General features: G+C 71.7%; 13 protein-coding genes. 9 read left to right on the top strand and 4 right to left on the bottom strand.

The annotated features are described in order from the left end of the window. The first annotated feature begins 31 nt into the window (after positions 1–31). Together JOE48_RS21660 and JOE48_RS21655 are read left to right on the top strand one after the other, a co-directional pair. Positions 32–814, top strand: coding sequence for an ABC transporter ATP-binding protein (locus JOE48_RS21660; RefSeq protein WP_210032811.1), 783 nt, complete (start codon positions 32–34; stop codon positions 812–814). A 38-nt stretch (positions 815–852) separates the two neighbouring features. After that, entirely contained in the window at positions 853–1809 is a 957-nt protein-coding gene (locus JOE48_RS21655) for an aliphatic sulfonate ABC transporter substrate-binding protein (protein WP_210032810.1), read from the top strand. A gap of 26 nt (positions 1810–1835) precedes the next feature. On the opposite strand, the gene JOE48_RS21650 is transcribed toward JOE48_RS21655, so the two are convergent. The 3 genes from JOE48_RS21650 to JOE48_RS21640 form a co-directional block, all read right to left on the bottom strand. Further along, a complete protein-coding gene (locus tag JOE48_RS21650; protein WP_210032807.1) occupies positions 1836–5000 on the bottom strand; it encodes an efflux RND transporter permease subunit in 3165 nt (1054 codons plus the stop codon). Next, positions 4993–6102: an efflux RND transporter periplasmic adaptor subunit gene (locus JOE48_RS21645; RefSeq protein WP_210032805.1), complete on the bottom strand. Its 1110-nt coding sequence runs from the start codon at positions 6100–6102 to the stop codon at positions 4993–4995. The genes JOE48_RS21650 and JOE48_RS21645 overlap by 8 nt, the downstream gene beginning before the upstream one ends. Positions 6103–6410: 308 nt before the next feature. Beyond that, positions 6411–6806, bottom strand: coding sequence for an exopolysaccharide production protein YjbE (locus JOE48_RS21640; protein ID WP_210032804.1), 396 nt, complete (start codon positions 6804–6806; stop codon positions 6411–6413). 400 nt (positions 6807–7206) lie between these two features. Here JOE48_RS21640 and JOE48_RS21635 point away from each other — a divergent pair, with 400 nt between their 5' ends. From JOE48_RS21635 to JOE48_RS21620, 4 genes are all read left to right on the top strand, one after another. Beyond that, on the top strand, positions 7207–7968 hold the full coding sequence (locus JOE48_RS21635; RefSeq protein WP_210032802.1) for a LamB/YcsF family protein: 762 nt from the start codon (positions 7207–7209) through the stop codon (positions 7966–7968). Further along, positions 7965–8699, top strand: a complete 735-nt coding sequence (locus JOE48_RS21630; RefSeq protein WP_210032801.1) for a 5-oxoprolinase subunit B family protein — start codon at positions 7965–7967, stop codon at positions 8697–8699. The genes JOE48_RS21635 and JOE48_RS21630 overlap by 4 nt, the downstream gene beginning before the upstream one ends. Continuing rightward, the gene (locus JOE48_RS21625; RefSeq protein ID WP_210032800.1) at positions 8699–9715 is read left to right on the top strand and encodes a biotin-dependent carboxyltransferase family protein; all 1017 of its coding nucleotides are present in this window, start codon (positions 8699–8701) and stop codon (positions 9713–9715) included. Before JOE48_RS21630 ends, JOE48_RS21625 begins: the two co-directional genes overlap by 1 nt. Positions 9716–9822: 107 nt before the next feature. Then, positions 9823–10611 (top strand): aldolase, encoded by a 789-nt coding sequence (locus tag JOE48_RS21620; RefSeq protein ID WP_210032799.1) that lies wholly within the window; start codon positions 9823–9825, stop codon positions 10609–10611. Between the two features lie 5 nt (positions 10612–10616). On the opposite strand, the gene JOE48_RS21615 is transcribed toward JOE48_RS21620, so the two are convergent. Next, complete coding sequence (locus JOE48_RS21615) at positions 10617–11822, bottom strand: lytic murein transglycosylase (RefSeq protein WP_409518644.1); 1206 nt, start codon at positions 11820–11822, stop codon at positions 10617–10619. A gap of 212 nt (positions 11823–12034) precedes the next feature. Here JOE48_RS21615 and JOE48_RS21610 point away from each other — a divergent pair, with 212 nt between their 5' ends. From JOE48_RS21610 to JOE48_RS21600, 3 genes are all read left to right on the top strand, one after another. Further along, positions 12035–12529 (top strand): SRPBCC family protein, encoded by a 495-nt coding sequence (locus JOE48_RS21610; protein WP_210032797.1) that lies wholly within the window; start codon positions 12035–12037, stop codon positions 12527–12529. A 143-nt stretch (positions 12530–12672) separates the two neighbouring features. After that, entirely contained in the window at positions 12673–14085 is a 1413-nt protein-coding gene (gene pyk, locus JOE48_RS21605) for a pyruvate kinase (protein ID WP_210032796.1), read from the top strand. A gap of 97 nt (positions 14086–14182) precedes the next feature. Then, positions 14183–14311, top strand: a complete 129-nt coding sequence (locus tag JOE48_RS21600; protein ID WP_192706684.1) for a TFIIS helical bundle-like domain containing protein — start codon at positions 14183–14185, stop codon at positions 14309–14311. Positions 14312–14326 lie beyond the last annotated feature (15 nt).

Raw genomic sequence — 14326 nt, 5'->3', positions numbered from 1 at the left:
GCGCACCGACCCAGACGGATCAAGGTTACAAGTGCTCATCGTCGACGACCTCTCGAAGACCTATGCCGACGGTACCGAGGCGCTGTCGGGCATCGGCCTGTCGGTTCGGCAGGGGGAGATCGTCGCGCTGATCGGCGGCTCGGGATGCGGGAAGACGACGCTGCTCCGCCTGATCGCGGGCCTCGATCAGGCGAGCCGCGGGTCCGTGCAGGTCGACGGCGAGGCGATCCGCGCGCCGCATCCGAGCGTCGGCGTCGTCTTCCAGGAGCCGCGGCTCCTGCCCTGGCTCGACGTGGCGGGGAATGTCGGCTTCGGGCTCGCCGCCCTGCCCCGCGCCGAGCGCCGCCGCCGTGTCGCCCACGCCCTCGAGCGCGTCGGCCTCGCCGAGTATGGACATCGCTGGCCGCGCGAGCTCTCCGGCGGCCAGCAGCAGCGCGTCGCCATCGCCCGGGCCTTCGTGGCCCAGCCCCGGGTGCTTCTCCTCGACGAGCCGTTCTCGGCGCTCGACGCCTTCACCCGCAAGGGGCTGCATGCGCAGCTTCTCGACCTCTGGACCGAGTCGAAGCCGACGATCCTGATCGTCACGCACGATGTCGGCGAGGCCGTCACGCTCGCCGACCGGGTCGTGGTGATGCGCCCCCGGCCGGGCCGCCTCGACGAAACCGTGGCGATCGGGCTCAGCCGCCCGCGCGATCCCGTGGCACCCACCTACGAGGAGGCGGTCCGCCGGGTGCTGGCCGCCCTCGACCGTTCCCTGCGACCGGCCCAGGCCAACCCCCGTCCCGCTCCCGAGACCCGGGCCAGCTGGTGGTGAGCCACCGCCGACCGGCGGCCCGAACCATGGATGACTCGATGCCCGTCACGCGCCGTGCCCTGCTCACCGGCCTCTCGGCCACGGTCGTCGTCGGGCTGAACCGCCCGGCCCAGGCCGCCCCCACGCTGCGCATCGGCTACCAGCGCTCCTCGACCCTGATCGCGCTGCTGCGCCAGGACGGCGCCCTGGAGCGCGCCGTGGCGCCCCTCGGCACCGGCCTGTCCTGGCACGAATTCACCAGCGGATTGCCGATCATGGAGGCGCTGAATGCCGGGCAGATCGACGTCTCGGCCGATGTCGCCGACACCGTCCCGATCTTCGCCCAGGCCGCCGGCGTCCGGATCACCTACATCGCCCAGGAGGCACCCTCCCCCGAGGCCCAGGCGATCCTCGTGCCCGCCGAATCCCCGGTGACATCGGTCGCCGACCTCAAGGGCAGACGTGTCGCCGTGACCAAGGGTGCGGGCAGCCACTACCTGCTGCTCGCGGCCCTCGCGGAAGCCAAGCTCACCTTCAAGGACATCACGCCGGCCTACCTGACGCCGGCCGACGGACGCGCCGCGCTGGCCAGCGGCGGCGTCGAGGCCTGGGTTGCCTGGGACCCGTTCCTGTCCGCGGCCCGGCAGCAATCGGGCGCGCGGGTGCTGCGCGACGGGGCCGGATTGTCGCTCTACAAGCGCTACTACCTCGCGGCCGATCCCTACGTGGCCGCCAATGGCCCGGTTCTCGCCGCCCTGTTCGACCGGCTCGCCGAGACGGGCGCCTGGGTCAAGGCGAACCCGACCGAGGCGGCCTCCCGTCTGGCGCCCCTCTGGAAGATCGAGCCGGAGGTGATCCTGCGCGCGAACGCGCAGCGGAGCTACCGGGTCGAGGCCGTCACCCGCCCAGGCCTCTCGGAGCAGCAGAAGATCGCCGACGCGTTCCGCGCCGAGGGATTGCTGCCCCGTGCCGTCGATGCCGGTGCCCTCGCCCTCTGGACTCCGCCGGCGCGCTGAGCCGGCCGGGCCGGAGATCGGGCCGCTCAGAGAGCCGGCGACAGCTCCCGATCCTCCGGCTCGACCTGGCGGAACCGCGCGAAGCGCAGGGCCATCACCGGCAGGATCAGCAGGTTCAGCACCGTCGAGGTGACCAGGCCGCCGAGGATCACCAGCGCCATCGGCCCCTCGATCTCGCGCCCGGGCTCCCCGGCACCCAGCGCCAGCGGCAGCAGGCCGAGGCCGGTGACCAACGAGGTCATCAGGATCGGCACCATTCGGTCGGCCGCGCCCTCGGCGGCGGTGTCGGCGTTCCAGGAACGGCGGTCGCGCGTCACCATCTGCTCGTAATGGGCGATCATCATCACGCTGTTGCGCAGCGAGATCCCCGACAGGGTCACGAAGCCCACGACCGAGCCCAGTGACAGCACACCGCCCGTGAGCGCCGCCGCCGCGACGCCGCCCACGAAGGCGAAGGGCAGGTTGATCAGCACCAGCAGCAGGTTCGCCGCCGAGCCGGTGACGATGGCGAGCAGCACCACGATGCCGAAGCCGGCAAGCGCCGCATGGAGCAGCAGGTCGCGGCGGGCGGCCGCCTGGGCTTCGGCAGCCCCCGAGAAAGTGACATAGACGCCTTCGGGCAGCCGCACCTCCTTGGCGATCTTGCGCTTGGCCGCCGCCACGAAGCTCGCGATATCGCGCCCGACGACGTTGGCGGTCACCGCCTGGACCCGCTGGGCGCCCAGGTGCTGCACCTGGTAGCGGCCGGCGCTCTCGTAGACGTCGGCCACCTGCGACAGGCGGACGTAGCGGCCGCCGGGAGTCCGCAGCGGCAGGTCGCCCACCGCGCTGAGGCGCCCCCGCGCCTGGGCGTCGAGGATCACCAGCACGTTGAACACGGCATTGCCGCGGTAGGTCTGGCCGACGACATCGCCCTGATAGGCGGTGCGGACCGCCTCCAGGACCTCGACCGGGTCAAGCCCCCAATGGCGCAGGTCCACCGGCCGCAGGGCGACGGTGACCTGAGGCAGGCCGGCGGGCGAGGCCTGCTGGACGTCGCGCGCGCCCTTCACCTCCGAGAGCTCCCGGGCCACCGAGCGGGCGGCGGCCTCGATCCGGTCGAGATCGCTGCCGACCACGTTGATCACGACCGGTGCGGTGAAGCCCGAGACCGTCTCCTCGATCCGCTCGGTCAGGAACGTCTTGAGCGAGAAGGCCGCGCCGGGAAATCCCGCGATCAGCGCGCGGATCGCGGTCTCGACGGAGCGCTGGGCAGAACCGTCGAGGCCGGGCTGCAGGTCGATGTGGATCTCGCTGTAATGCGGCCCCGCCGTGTCCTCACCCGCCTCCGCCCGGCCGATCTGCGACGCCACCGCACGCACGCCCGGGATCTGCTTCAGGTCCGCAGTGATCAGGGTGCCGAGCCGCTGCGATTCCTGCAGCGAGGTCCCCGGAATGGCTACCATGTGCAGGATCATGTGCCCCTCCCGGAGATCGGGGAGGAACACCGCCCCGAGGGTCGGTAGGATGGCGGCGCCGATCAGCGTCACCAGCAGACTGCCGAGCATCGCGAGCCGCGGCACCCGGCCGACGAGGGCGAGCAGCCGGAGATACGCCGCGCGGCTCCAGCGCACGACCGGCGGCTCGCGGAACGGGACGGCCTCCCCACCCTTCAGCCGGCCGCCCAGCAGAAGCAGCGCCAGCGCCGGCGTGACGGTGAGCGCGACGAGGAGCGAGGCGACGACCGCCGCGATGTAGGCAAGCGCCAGCGGGCCGAACAGGCGTCCGGCGACCCCGTTGAGCGCCAGCACCGGCATGAACATCAGGAGGACCGCCAGCGTGGCGTAGGCCACCGAGGTGCGCACCTCCAGCATCGCGGAGAACACCACGCGCGCTGCCCCGCGGCCGGCGCCGCGGGCCGCCCGAAGCCGGCGGGCGACGTTCTCGACGCCGATCACCGCGTCGTCCACCACCTCGCCGATGGCGAGGGCCAGCCCGCCGAGCGTCATGGTGTTGAGGCTCTCGCCCCAGGCCTGGAGGGCCAGGGCGGCGGCGATGAGCGAGAGCGGGATCGCCGCCGCGCTGATCAGGGCCGCCCGCCAATCCGCCAGGAAGACGAGGAGCACGAGCACCACCAGCACGCCGCCCAGCGCGAGGGCCTGGAGGACGTTGCCGGTCGCGACATCCACGAAGTTCGCCGGCCTGAACAGGTCGGGACGCAGGCTCACGCCCTCGCGGTCGAGAACCGGGCGCAGCTCGTCCAGCGCCGCCTCCAGGCGGGCGGTCACCGCGCGGGTGTCGACCCCGATCTGGGCGCCGACCATCAGCAGCACACCGGGCGTCCCGTCCACCAGGGCGCCGCTGATCGCGGGCTCGGGCGCGGCCGTGACGGTCGCCACGTCCGACAGGACCACGCTCGCCCCGCCGTCATTGTGGAGGACGGTCCGTCCCAACGCCTCGGGCGTGAGCGACTGCCCCTCGGTCCGCAGCAGCACCCGCTGGTTCGGCGTGTCGACGAAACCCGCGCCCCGGACCCCCGTCGCCTTCCGGGCCGCCGCCAGGACATCGTTGAGGCCGATCTGGTAGCGGATCAGGTCGTCCGGGCGGATCTGGACCTGGAGCGACCGGACCGAACCGCCGTAGATCGACACCTGGGCGATGCCCGGGACGGCCTGCAGGCGGCGGCGCACGGTCCATTCCGCGATATGGCGCAGGTCCATTCCATCGCGGGTCTTCGAGGTCAGCCCGACGAGGAGCACCGTGAGCGTCGAAGAGGTCAGCGGGGTCATGGCGGGCGCCGAGACCCCGTCCGGCATGCGGCCCGCAAGGGCCGCCAGCCGCTCGTTGACGCGCTGGCGCACCCGGTCGACATCGCTCCCGGATCTGAACGCCGCGGTGATCACCGAGAGGCCCTGGATCGACGTCGAGCGCAGGGTTTCCAGGCTTGGCAGGCCGCCCACCGCGACCTCGACCGGCTGGGTTACCAGCACCTCGACCTGCTCCGAATCGAGGCCCGGCGCCTCGGTCTGGATCGTCACGATCGGCGGCGCGAATTCCGGGAAGACGTCGTAGCGGGCCCCGGCGAGGGCGTAGAGGCCGAAGACGATCACCGCGCAGGCCAGCGCCAGCACCACCCGCGGCAGCCGGACCGCGAAGCCGACGAGGAGCGCCTGGGGGCCGCCGCGGCCGCCAGCGGCGGGCGGCTCAGTCATCGTCGTCGCCCACGACCCGGATGCGGCTCTTCATCTCCTCGGAGAGCAGGGCCTGGCCGCCCTTCAGGACGATCTCGCTGGCCTCGGGCAGATCCTCGACGACGAAGGCATCGGCCGACATGGGTGCGTCCGGACGGATCGGATGCCGCACATAGGCGCCGTCACCGGTGCCCCGATACACCCAGGTGCCCCCCTCCCCGTGCACGACGGCATCCTCGGGCACGAGGACGCCGCGGACCGGGCGCGCGGCCGGCAGGAAGGCCATCGTGCTCGTGCCGGGCAGGAGCCCGCTCTCGCCCGAGACGAGGTAGAAGAAGCTCTGACCCTGGATGCGCGGATCCGTGCGGGTCGCGGCCGAGACCAGCCGCAGGGCCACCCGCTCGCTCTGCGGCGGCACCTCGGCAGTGGCTGCCTTCGGCGGCTCCGGTAGGCTTTCGCTTGGCGGCAGCGTCACCTGAACCAGGAAATCCGAGCGCTCGATCAGCCGCGTGACCAGGGGCGCGCGCTCGATGATCGCCTTGCCGAGCACCGAGCCCCATTCCTGCCGGGCGGTCGCCGCGAAGGTCCGCACCTGCGATTCGGCCGCGGTCACGGCGGCCCGATCGGTCAGAAGCGTCCCCTCGGCGGTCTCGATCTGTGCAACCGCCACCACCCCGGCCCCGAGGCTGCGCGCGCGCCGCGCGGCGCTGGCGGAGACCTCGACCCGCGCCTGGGCGGTCTGAAGCGCCGCGACAGCCCCAGCGTAGTTGTTGGCGAGTTCGGTGATGCGGGCAAGGTCGAGGACGCTGCCATACGCGGTCAGCTCCTGCTCATGTGCCACGGAGGGCCGCGTCTCGGTGACGAGGCCGATCCGTTCGCGCTCGGCGGTGGAAAGCCGCACGACGGTGCGCCCGTCCTCGATCGCGGTGCGCGGCGCGGGAAGCCGCACCTCGGCGACGGCGTCCCCGCGAAGGCCGGGGACAAGGGGTTCGAGCTGCTGCCGCAGGTCCGACAGGAACGGAGCCGCGCGCGCGCGGAGGAGCGCACCGGGCTCGGTGAAGGCGACGCACGCGGCCGCGAGCAGCAAGCCTCCGGCGAGCAGGAGCGTCCGCCGCTGACCCACGTCACGTCCCTCCCCCGCGCCATTGCCGAATTTGCCCGGCTAAGATGCCGAATACACCCGGATGCGCCGCGCTCAAACTGCGCTCGTAGGGCGTGGAGAAAGGATCCGGAGGAATGTCGCGGGTCCGTGCCCGCCGATGGCGACGCTGTCCAAAGGGTGACCGTACCGTCTTCGGATGAAGGCATCGGCACTGCCGCCGCACAGCGTTCAACAACGTGGAACTTCGTCGACGATGCCCGAACGGCGAAAGGCCCGCCTCGTGCTTGCGAGGCGGGCCTTCACCGGCGTGCTGCGGTCGAGGCCGAGACTTAGCAGTCGTTGCCCGACACCGGAGCCGTCTGCCGATCGGCGGCGGCGTTGTTCATCGCGCCGACGGTGCCGGGCGACGCCGGCTGCTGACCGCCCGCAAGGTTGGCGGCGGCCGGATCGGTCGAGTTCGACTTGGCACCTGGGCTCGACTTGGCGCTGTCAGCCGTCTGCGTCGCGCCGACGTTGTTCATGGCGCCTACGGTTCCGGGCGAGGCCGGCTGCTGACCACCGGCAAGGTTCTTGCTCGACTTGTCGGCGTCCGAGCTGCTGGGGTTGGATGACTGCTGGTCCGGCGTCTTCGACTTCGTCGTCCCGGTGTTGCAGGGCGCGGCGAGGGCGGGCCCAGCGACGAGGGCGAAAAGCGCAACCGCACTGGCCAGGCGTGAGACCTTCATCAAAGCGTTCCTCCTAATTATTTCGAGGGTTCAATTGCCAAATCGACCCGAGAGTTCCGTCAATAGTAGCGCTAATTCGATGACGGATGCTCGCAAGCTGATGTCTTCGAAGCGCCGATCGCTGGGTGCGCTTGGTGATACCGGATCTTTGCCACGCGAAGCGGTGAGCAGGATTGCGGCGTCACGCCAACGGGCCGGGATCCTCGACTGGGGTCATGCGGAACTCTACCGGCAAAGCCTGGGCTTGTCGGTGCCCAGGCCAGGCATTGTTCGGGCATCGTCACGGCATCGGCCTCGCAGGCGGTGGAGGCCGGCGCACGACTTCTGCTAGAGCACATCGGCGGATGGGGTCGGATCGCACTCCGAATGACGGAGCGGCAGGGTTGAGGGAGCAAGTCCGGTGACGCGCGTGGACCTGAACTCCGATCTCGGCGAGGGCTTCGGCGCCTATGCCTGCGGCGACGACGCCGCCATCCTCGGGATCGTGACCTCCGCCAACGTCGCCTGCGGACTGCATGCGGGCGATCCCGAGATCATGGCCCGGACCTTCGCACTGGCGAAGGAGCGCGGCGTCGCGGTCGGCGCCCATCCGGGCTTCCCGGACCTGTGGGGCTTCGGCCGGCGGCGGATGCCGTTCAGCCCGCCCGAGATCGAGCGTCTGGTCGCCTATCAGGTCGGCGCCGCGCAGGCGCTCGCCGCCTATGCCGGTCACCGAATCACCTACGTGAAGGCGCACGGCGCGCTCGCCAACATCGCCGCCGAGGAGCGGCCGGTCGCCGACGCCATCGCCCGGGCGGTCCGTGCGGTGGACCGCGACCTCGCGCTGCTGGCCATCGCGCTGACCGCCCAGGTGCCGGCGGGCGAGGCCTGCGGGCTCGAGGTCCATCAGGAGATCTTCGCCGACCGCGGCTACACGGAGGCCGGCCTGCTGATCCCGCGCGGCCAGCCCGGCGCGATGATCACCGAGGCCGACGCGGCCGCCGACCGGGTCGTGCGCATGGTCGAGGCCGGCGCGATCATCACGGCGGCGGGCACGCATCTGCCGACACCGATCCGCTCGATCTGCGTTCACGGCGATTCCGACCATGCCGTTGCCACCGCCCGGGCAGTGCGCGCCCGGTTGGAGGGGGCGGGGGTGACGCTGGCGCCGTTCCGGCCGTGAGCGCGCCCGCCGAAGAGCCCCGGCTCCTCGATGCCGGCGAGGCGGCTCTGGTCGTCGAGTTCGGCACCACCGTCGATCCCGCGATCAGCGACCGGGTGCTGGCGCTCGACGACGCCCTCGACGCGGATCCGCCGGAGGGGCTTCGGGAGCGCGTGCCGACCTACCGGTCGCTGATGCTGCACTACGACCCTCTGGTTCTCGACCGAGACACGCTCGCCGCCCGAGTGCGGGCGCTCGCGGCGGGCGCCGCCGCGCGGGCGGCGACGCCGACCCTGTGGACGCTGCCCTGCTGCTACGACGCCCCGCACGGCGAGGACATCGCCCAGGTGGCCGAGCGCACCGGCCTATCGGCGGAGGCCGTCGTCTCGACCCATGCCGGGGCGACCTATCGGGTCTACATGTACGGCTTCGCGCCGGGCTTCGCGTATCTCGGCGGCCTGCCGAAGGCCCTGGCGGTGCCGCGGCGGGCGAGCCCGCGGCCGCCGCATCCGGCGAACGCCGTGGTAATCGGCGGCGGTCTCGCCGCCGTGGCGACGGTGCCGATGCCGACCGGATGGTACGTGATCGGCGCCACACCGTCCCGCCTCTACGCGCCGGAGCGCGATCCGAGCTTCTTCGTCGGCGCCGGCGACCTGATCCGCTTCGAGGCGGTGGATGCCGCGACCTTCAATGCCCTGACGGCGCGGGAGGCCGCGGGCGAGCCGGTGGCGCGGCGCGGGGAGGCCCGCTGATGGCTGCCCTCGTCGTCGAGGCCGCCGGGCCCGGGATCACGCTGCAGGATGGCGGCCGGCACGGCTACCTGCGCTACGGGATCACGGCCGCAGGGCCGATGGATCCGCTGATCTACGCCACCGCCAACCGGGCCGCGGGCAATCCCCTGGACGCCGCCGCGATCGAGATCTCGACCGGCGGCCTGGCCGTCACCGCCGCGGACGGTGCCCTCGGGCTGGCGCTGATCGTCCCCGGCTTCCGGGTCACGCTGGACGGCACGGCGCTTCCCGACGCCGTCGCGCTGACCCTCGAACCCGGACAGAGGCTCGTCGTCCGGGCGGGCGACGCGGGCGCCTGGGGCTATCTGGCGGTGAGCGGCCGCCTCGACGTGGCGCCAATCCTCGGCTCGGTGGCGACCCATACGCGCTCGGGCCTCGGCGGTCTCGACGGCCGCGCCCTGGCCGCCGGCGACCGGCTGCCGATCCGCGAACCCGGACCGGGCGACGGGGCGCCCCAGCGGCTGGTGACGCCCTGGCTCGACCGGGATCCGCGGGAGATCCGGGTCGTGCTCGGACCGCAGGACGATTACTTCGCCCCCGACCAGATCGAGGCCTTCCTGGCCGGCCCCTGGACGGTCTCGCCGCGGGGCGACCGCATGGCCTGCTTCCTGGACGGCACGCCCCTGATTCACGCCAAGGGTCACGACATCGTCTCCGACGGCATCGCCATGGGGGCGATCCAGGTGCCCGGCAACGGCCTGCCGATCATCCTGATGGCCGACCGCCAATCGACGGGCGGCTATCCGAAGATCGCCACGGTCATCGGCCCCGATCTCGGGCGCCTCGCGCAGATCCGCGGCGGGGCCCGGCTGTCGTTCCGGCGCGTCTCGGTGGCCGAGGCGGTGGCGGCGCGGCGGGCCGAGCGCGACATCCTCGCCGAACCGGTGCGCCGGGAGCCGGTGGTGCGGACCGATTTCGCGTCCGACTTCCTGCTGGGGCTGAACCTCGTCGGCGGCGTCACCGACGGACGTCCCTGAACGCGAAAGAGCCGCGCACCGCGTGCTCCGCCGCGCGCGGACGCGTAAGAGACCGCGCCGGCCGCCTCGCCGGCCGCAGTTCCGAGAGAGCAGGAAGGTCGTCACGCATGGCTCACGCCGTCACCGCATCGGATGCGCCGCCCGCGCGCAGCAACGAGCCCCTGAACGCCGACAGCGTGCGCCGCGCCCGCATCGACCTCGCCGCGTGCCTGCGCTGGGCCGCGCGCAACGGCCTTGAGGAAGGCATCTGCAACCATTTCTCGGCCGTGCTGCCGGAGCGGCCCGACCTGTTCCTGGTCAACCCCTACGGCCTCGCCTTCGCGGAGGTGACCGCGTCGAGCCTTCTGCTGTGCGACTTCCACGGCAACGTCGTCGACGGGGATGGCCAGCCGGAGGCGACCGCCTTCCACATCCATGCCGAGCTGCACCGGCTGAAGCCGCGCGCCCGGGCAGCCTTCCACACGCACATGCCCTACGCCACGGCACTCGCCATGCTCGAGGGCGAGCCGCTGATGTGGGCCGGCCAGACGGCCCTGCGCTTCTACGGCCGCATCGCGGTGGACGAGGATTACAACGGGCTGGCGCTGGACTCGTCCGAGGGCCAGCGGATCGCCATGAGCGCCGGCGAGGCGGACGTGGTGTTCCTGAAGAACCACGGCGTGATGGTGCTCGGCGAGACCATCGCGGAGGCCTGGGACGACCTCTACTACCTGGAGCGGGCCGCGCAGGCCCAGATCCTCGCCATGAGTACCGGGCGCGCCGTCAAGGTCGTGCCCGAGGCGATCGTCCGGCACGTGGCGGCCCAGGAGGCGGCCGGGCGCGCCGAGAGCGCACGCCTGCATCTGGAGAGCGTCAAGCGCGTCCTCGCCCGGGATGAGCCGGCCTTCCTCGCCTGACCGGCTCAGGGCGCCGCGCGGATCCGGTCGAGCAGCGGCGCGTCGGCATAGCCGTCCGGCGGCAGGCCGACCGAGCCCTGGAAGGCGCGCAGCGCCGCCCGGGTCTTCGGGCCGATCTTGCCGTCGACGCCGCCGGTGGCGAAGCCGCGCTCGACCAAGCGGGTCTGGAGGTGGCGGCGCTCGTCCGCGGTGAGGGCCCGGTCGCCCCGCGGCCAGTCGCGGGTGAGCGCCGGATCGCCGCGAAGGCGGTCCGACAGAAGTGCCACCGTCAGCGCGTAGGACAGGGCGGTGTTGTAGCGTAGGATCACCGCGAAGTTCGGCTGGATCAGGAAGGCCGGGCCACGGATCCCCGCGGGCAGGATCAGCGTCGCCTGGGCGTCGTCCGGCACCGGCCGGTCGCGGGCCGGCGTCACGCCCAGCGCCCGCCACGCCGCGAAGCTGCGGGCGGTGGTCTCGTCGGCGAGCGCAGCGTCGAAGCGTTCAGGCAGCACCGCCTCGGTGCCCCAGCCGTCTCCGGGTTTCCAGCCGTGGACCCGGAGGTAATTCGCCGTGGACGCCAGGGCATCGGGCACCGACGTCCAGATGTCGCGCTTGCCGTCGCCGTCGAAATCGACCGCGTCACGCTGGTAGACGGAGGGCATGAACTGGGTGTGGCCCATGGCGCCGGCCCAGGATCCGGTGAGCCCGCCCGGCATCCGGTCCAGGGGCGCCTGGTTCCAGGCCAGGATCTGAAGCGCGGCCGCGAGCTCGTCGCGCCAGTACGGAGCGCGGACGGGATCGCCGCACCCGAGCGTGGCGAGGGACCGGATCACGGACTTCACGACCGCCGGATTGTCGAGCACGGCCCCGTAGCTCGATTCGACGCCCCAGAAGGCCACGAGGATATGGCGGTCGACGCCGTACTTCGCCTCGATGGCCGCCAGGGTGTCGGCATGCTCGGCGAGCTTGCGCTGGCCGGCCTCGATCCGGGCCGGCGTCACGCTGGCTTCGATGTAATCCCAGATCGGCCTGACGAATTCGCCCTGGCTTCCGGTCGCGGCGAGGACGTCCGGATCGGGTGTGAGGTTGGCGAGCTGCGCCTCCGCGAGGCTCTGCGGCACCGCCCGCGCCGTCGCCCAGGTAATCAGATCGGTGCGGCACGACTCGAAAGGTGGCAGTGCGGCAGGCGGAGGCGGACCCGTCTCCGCGACGGCGAGAGCCGGCACGAGCATGCAGGCGAAGACCGCGATGCGGACCGAGCCGCGCCGCTTCGCGTGTCGGATCAGCGCGTTGCCGTGATCCATGAGGTCTCCGGTGGCCCAAGTCTTGTCTGTCTGCCAGCATAGCCGCCAAGGCCGAGCGACTTCCAGGCGCCAGCCTGCCCCGCGACGGACACGCGCGGCGCCCTACATCGGACCGGTGTGGCCCGACGGAGAGGGAAACCGTGAAGCGCTTTGCCTGCGCGGTCCTCGGCGCGACGCTCCTTGTCGCCGAACCCGTCCATGCCCTGGAAGTGTCCCGAAGCCGCGATATCCCGGTGCGGCCGGATGCGGTCTGGGCGCTCATCGGGGATTTCTGCGCCATTCAGCTCTGGCACCCGCAGGTGCAGCGCTGCGTCCTGTCGAACGACGACGACGATGACGGCATCCGTGCCCAGATCCGCGGCCTCGTCGTGAAGGGTGGCCAGGGCACGATCGTCGAGGTCGAGACCGCCCGGGACGAGCCCGGTATGAGCTACAGCTACAGCTTCATCCAAGGCCCATTGCCGGTACGCGCCTACAACGCGACGCTGGCGGTTCGGCCGAACGGGACGGGCGCGACGGTGATCTGGAGCGCGACCTTCGACGCGGATGGCATGAGCGATGCGGAGGCCGTCGCCGACATCACCGGTGTCTTCGATGCCGGGCTTGCTGGAATCGCCCGAGAAACGGCACGATGAGCGCGCGACCGGTTGCGTTCTTGCGCGAAAAACGCTTGCCCCGCCCCTCGCCGCAGCGCCGTCGATTACCGATGTGAGCGGCGTCGGCGCGACCGCTCGGCCGGCGCGACATCCCCGAGGCAGCCTCAGGAGCCCGAGACCGCATGCGCCGTCACCGTCACGCCAAGATCGTCGCCACCGTAGGTCCTGCCAGCTCATCGCCGGACCGGTTGCACGCCCTGTTCCTCGCCGGGGTCGACACCTTCCGGCTCAACTTCAGCCACGGCGTGCAGGAGGATCACGCCCGGGTCCATGCCGCGATCCGAGCCCTCGAGAAGCAGGTCGGCCGGCCGATCGGCATCCTGCAGGACCTCCAGGGTCCGAAGATCCGGATCGGCACGCTGCAGGGCGGCCGCCTGGATCTCGACGCCGGCGAGATGGTCCGCTTCGTCCTGGAAGGCGCCGAGGGCGACAAGCAGTCGATCCCGCTGCGCCACCCCGAGATATTCGACGCGGTGGTGCCGGGCCAGGAATTGCTCATCGATGACGGGCGGGTGCGCGTGCGGGTGACCGGACCGGATCGGACCGCCATCACCGCCGAGGTCATCACCGGCGGGCCGATCTCGAACCGCAAGGGCGTGAACCTGCCGGGCACGCTGCTGGACCTGTCGCCGCTCACCGAGAAGGACCGGGCCGACCTCGCCTTCGGGCTCGATCTGGGTGTCGACTGGGTCGCCCTGTCCTTCGTCCAGAAACCCTCGGACGTCATCGAGGCACGGGGAATCATCGGCGACCGCGCCGGCATCATGTCGAAGATCGAGAAGCCGCAGGCGCTTGAGCGGATCGACGACATCATCCGCCTCTCGGATGCCGTGATGGTCGCCCGCGGCGATCTCGGTGTCGAGATCCCGCACGAGGATGTCCCGGGCCGGCAGAAGGAGCTGATCCGCGCCTGCAGGCTCGCGGTGAAGCCCGTGGTCGTCGCCACCCAGATGCTGGACTCCATGGTCAGCGCGCCGGCGCCGACCCGGGCCGAGGCCTCCGACGTCGCCACCGCCATCTACGACGGCGCGGATGCGGTGATGCTGTCGGCGGAATCGGCCACCGGCCGCTATCCGATAGAGGCCGTGTCGATGATGGACCGGATCATCCGGAGCGTGGAGGGCCACAAGCTCTACCACTCGATCGTGGCCGCATCCGAGCCGGGCGAGGAGGAGACCCCGCCCCATGCCGTTGCGACCGCCACGGCGGATCTCGCGGAGGCCGTGCATGCGGCCGCGATCGTCGCCTACACGGCGAGCGGAACGACAGCGGCGCGGGTCGCGCGCAAGCGCCCGGCCGCCGCGATCCTGGCCTTGACACCGAACGTCGCCACCTCGCGCCGATTGAGCCTCCTCTGGGGCGCGCACAGCGTTCTGACGGAGGATGTCGACTCTTATGAGGAGATGACCACGAAGGCCCGCCATCACGCGCAGGACGAAGGTTTCGCGAAACCGAACGATATCATCGTGGTCACCGCCGGCATCCCGTTCCACACCGCCGGCAACACCAACAACATTCGCCTGATGCAGATCTGAGGCCTGCGTTGGTACGGTCGCCGGTGGAACGCGGCCGGCGGGTCACCCGTTGAATCGAAAGCTGCGCCGTTCTGGCGCGAAACCGGAGGGCCGACCCATGAACCTGATCGGACGTCTCGTCACCAAGCTCCTCGGCAACGAGAACCGCCCCATCGATCGCGACGACCGGAACGCCAGCACGGCGACGCCGATCGGACGCCTCGTCACGAAGATCCTGGGCAAGTAACCCAGTCCGTCGCCG

This window comes from Methylobacterium sp. PvR107, assembly GCF_017833295.1.
Classification (GTDB): domain Bacteria; phylum Pseudomonadota; class Alphaproteobacteria; order Rhizobiales; family Beijerinckiaceae; genus Methylobacterium.
Note: the sequence above shows the minus strand (reverse complement) of the source record. Positions and strands in the feature narration are given on the sequence as shown.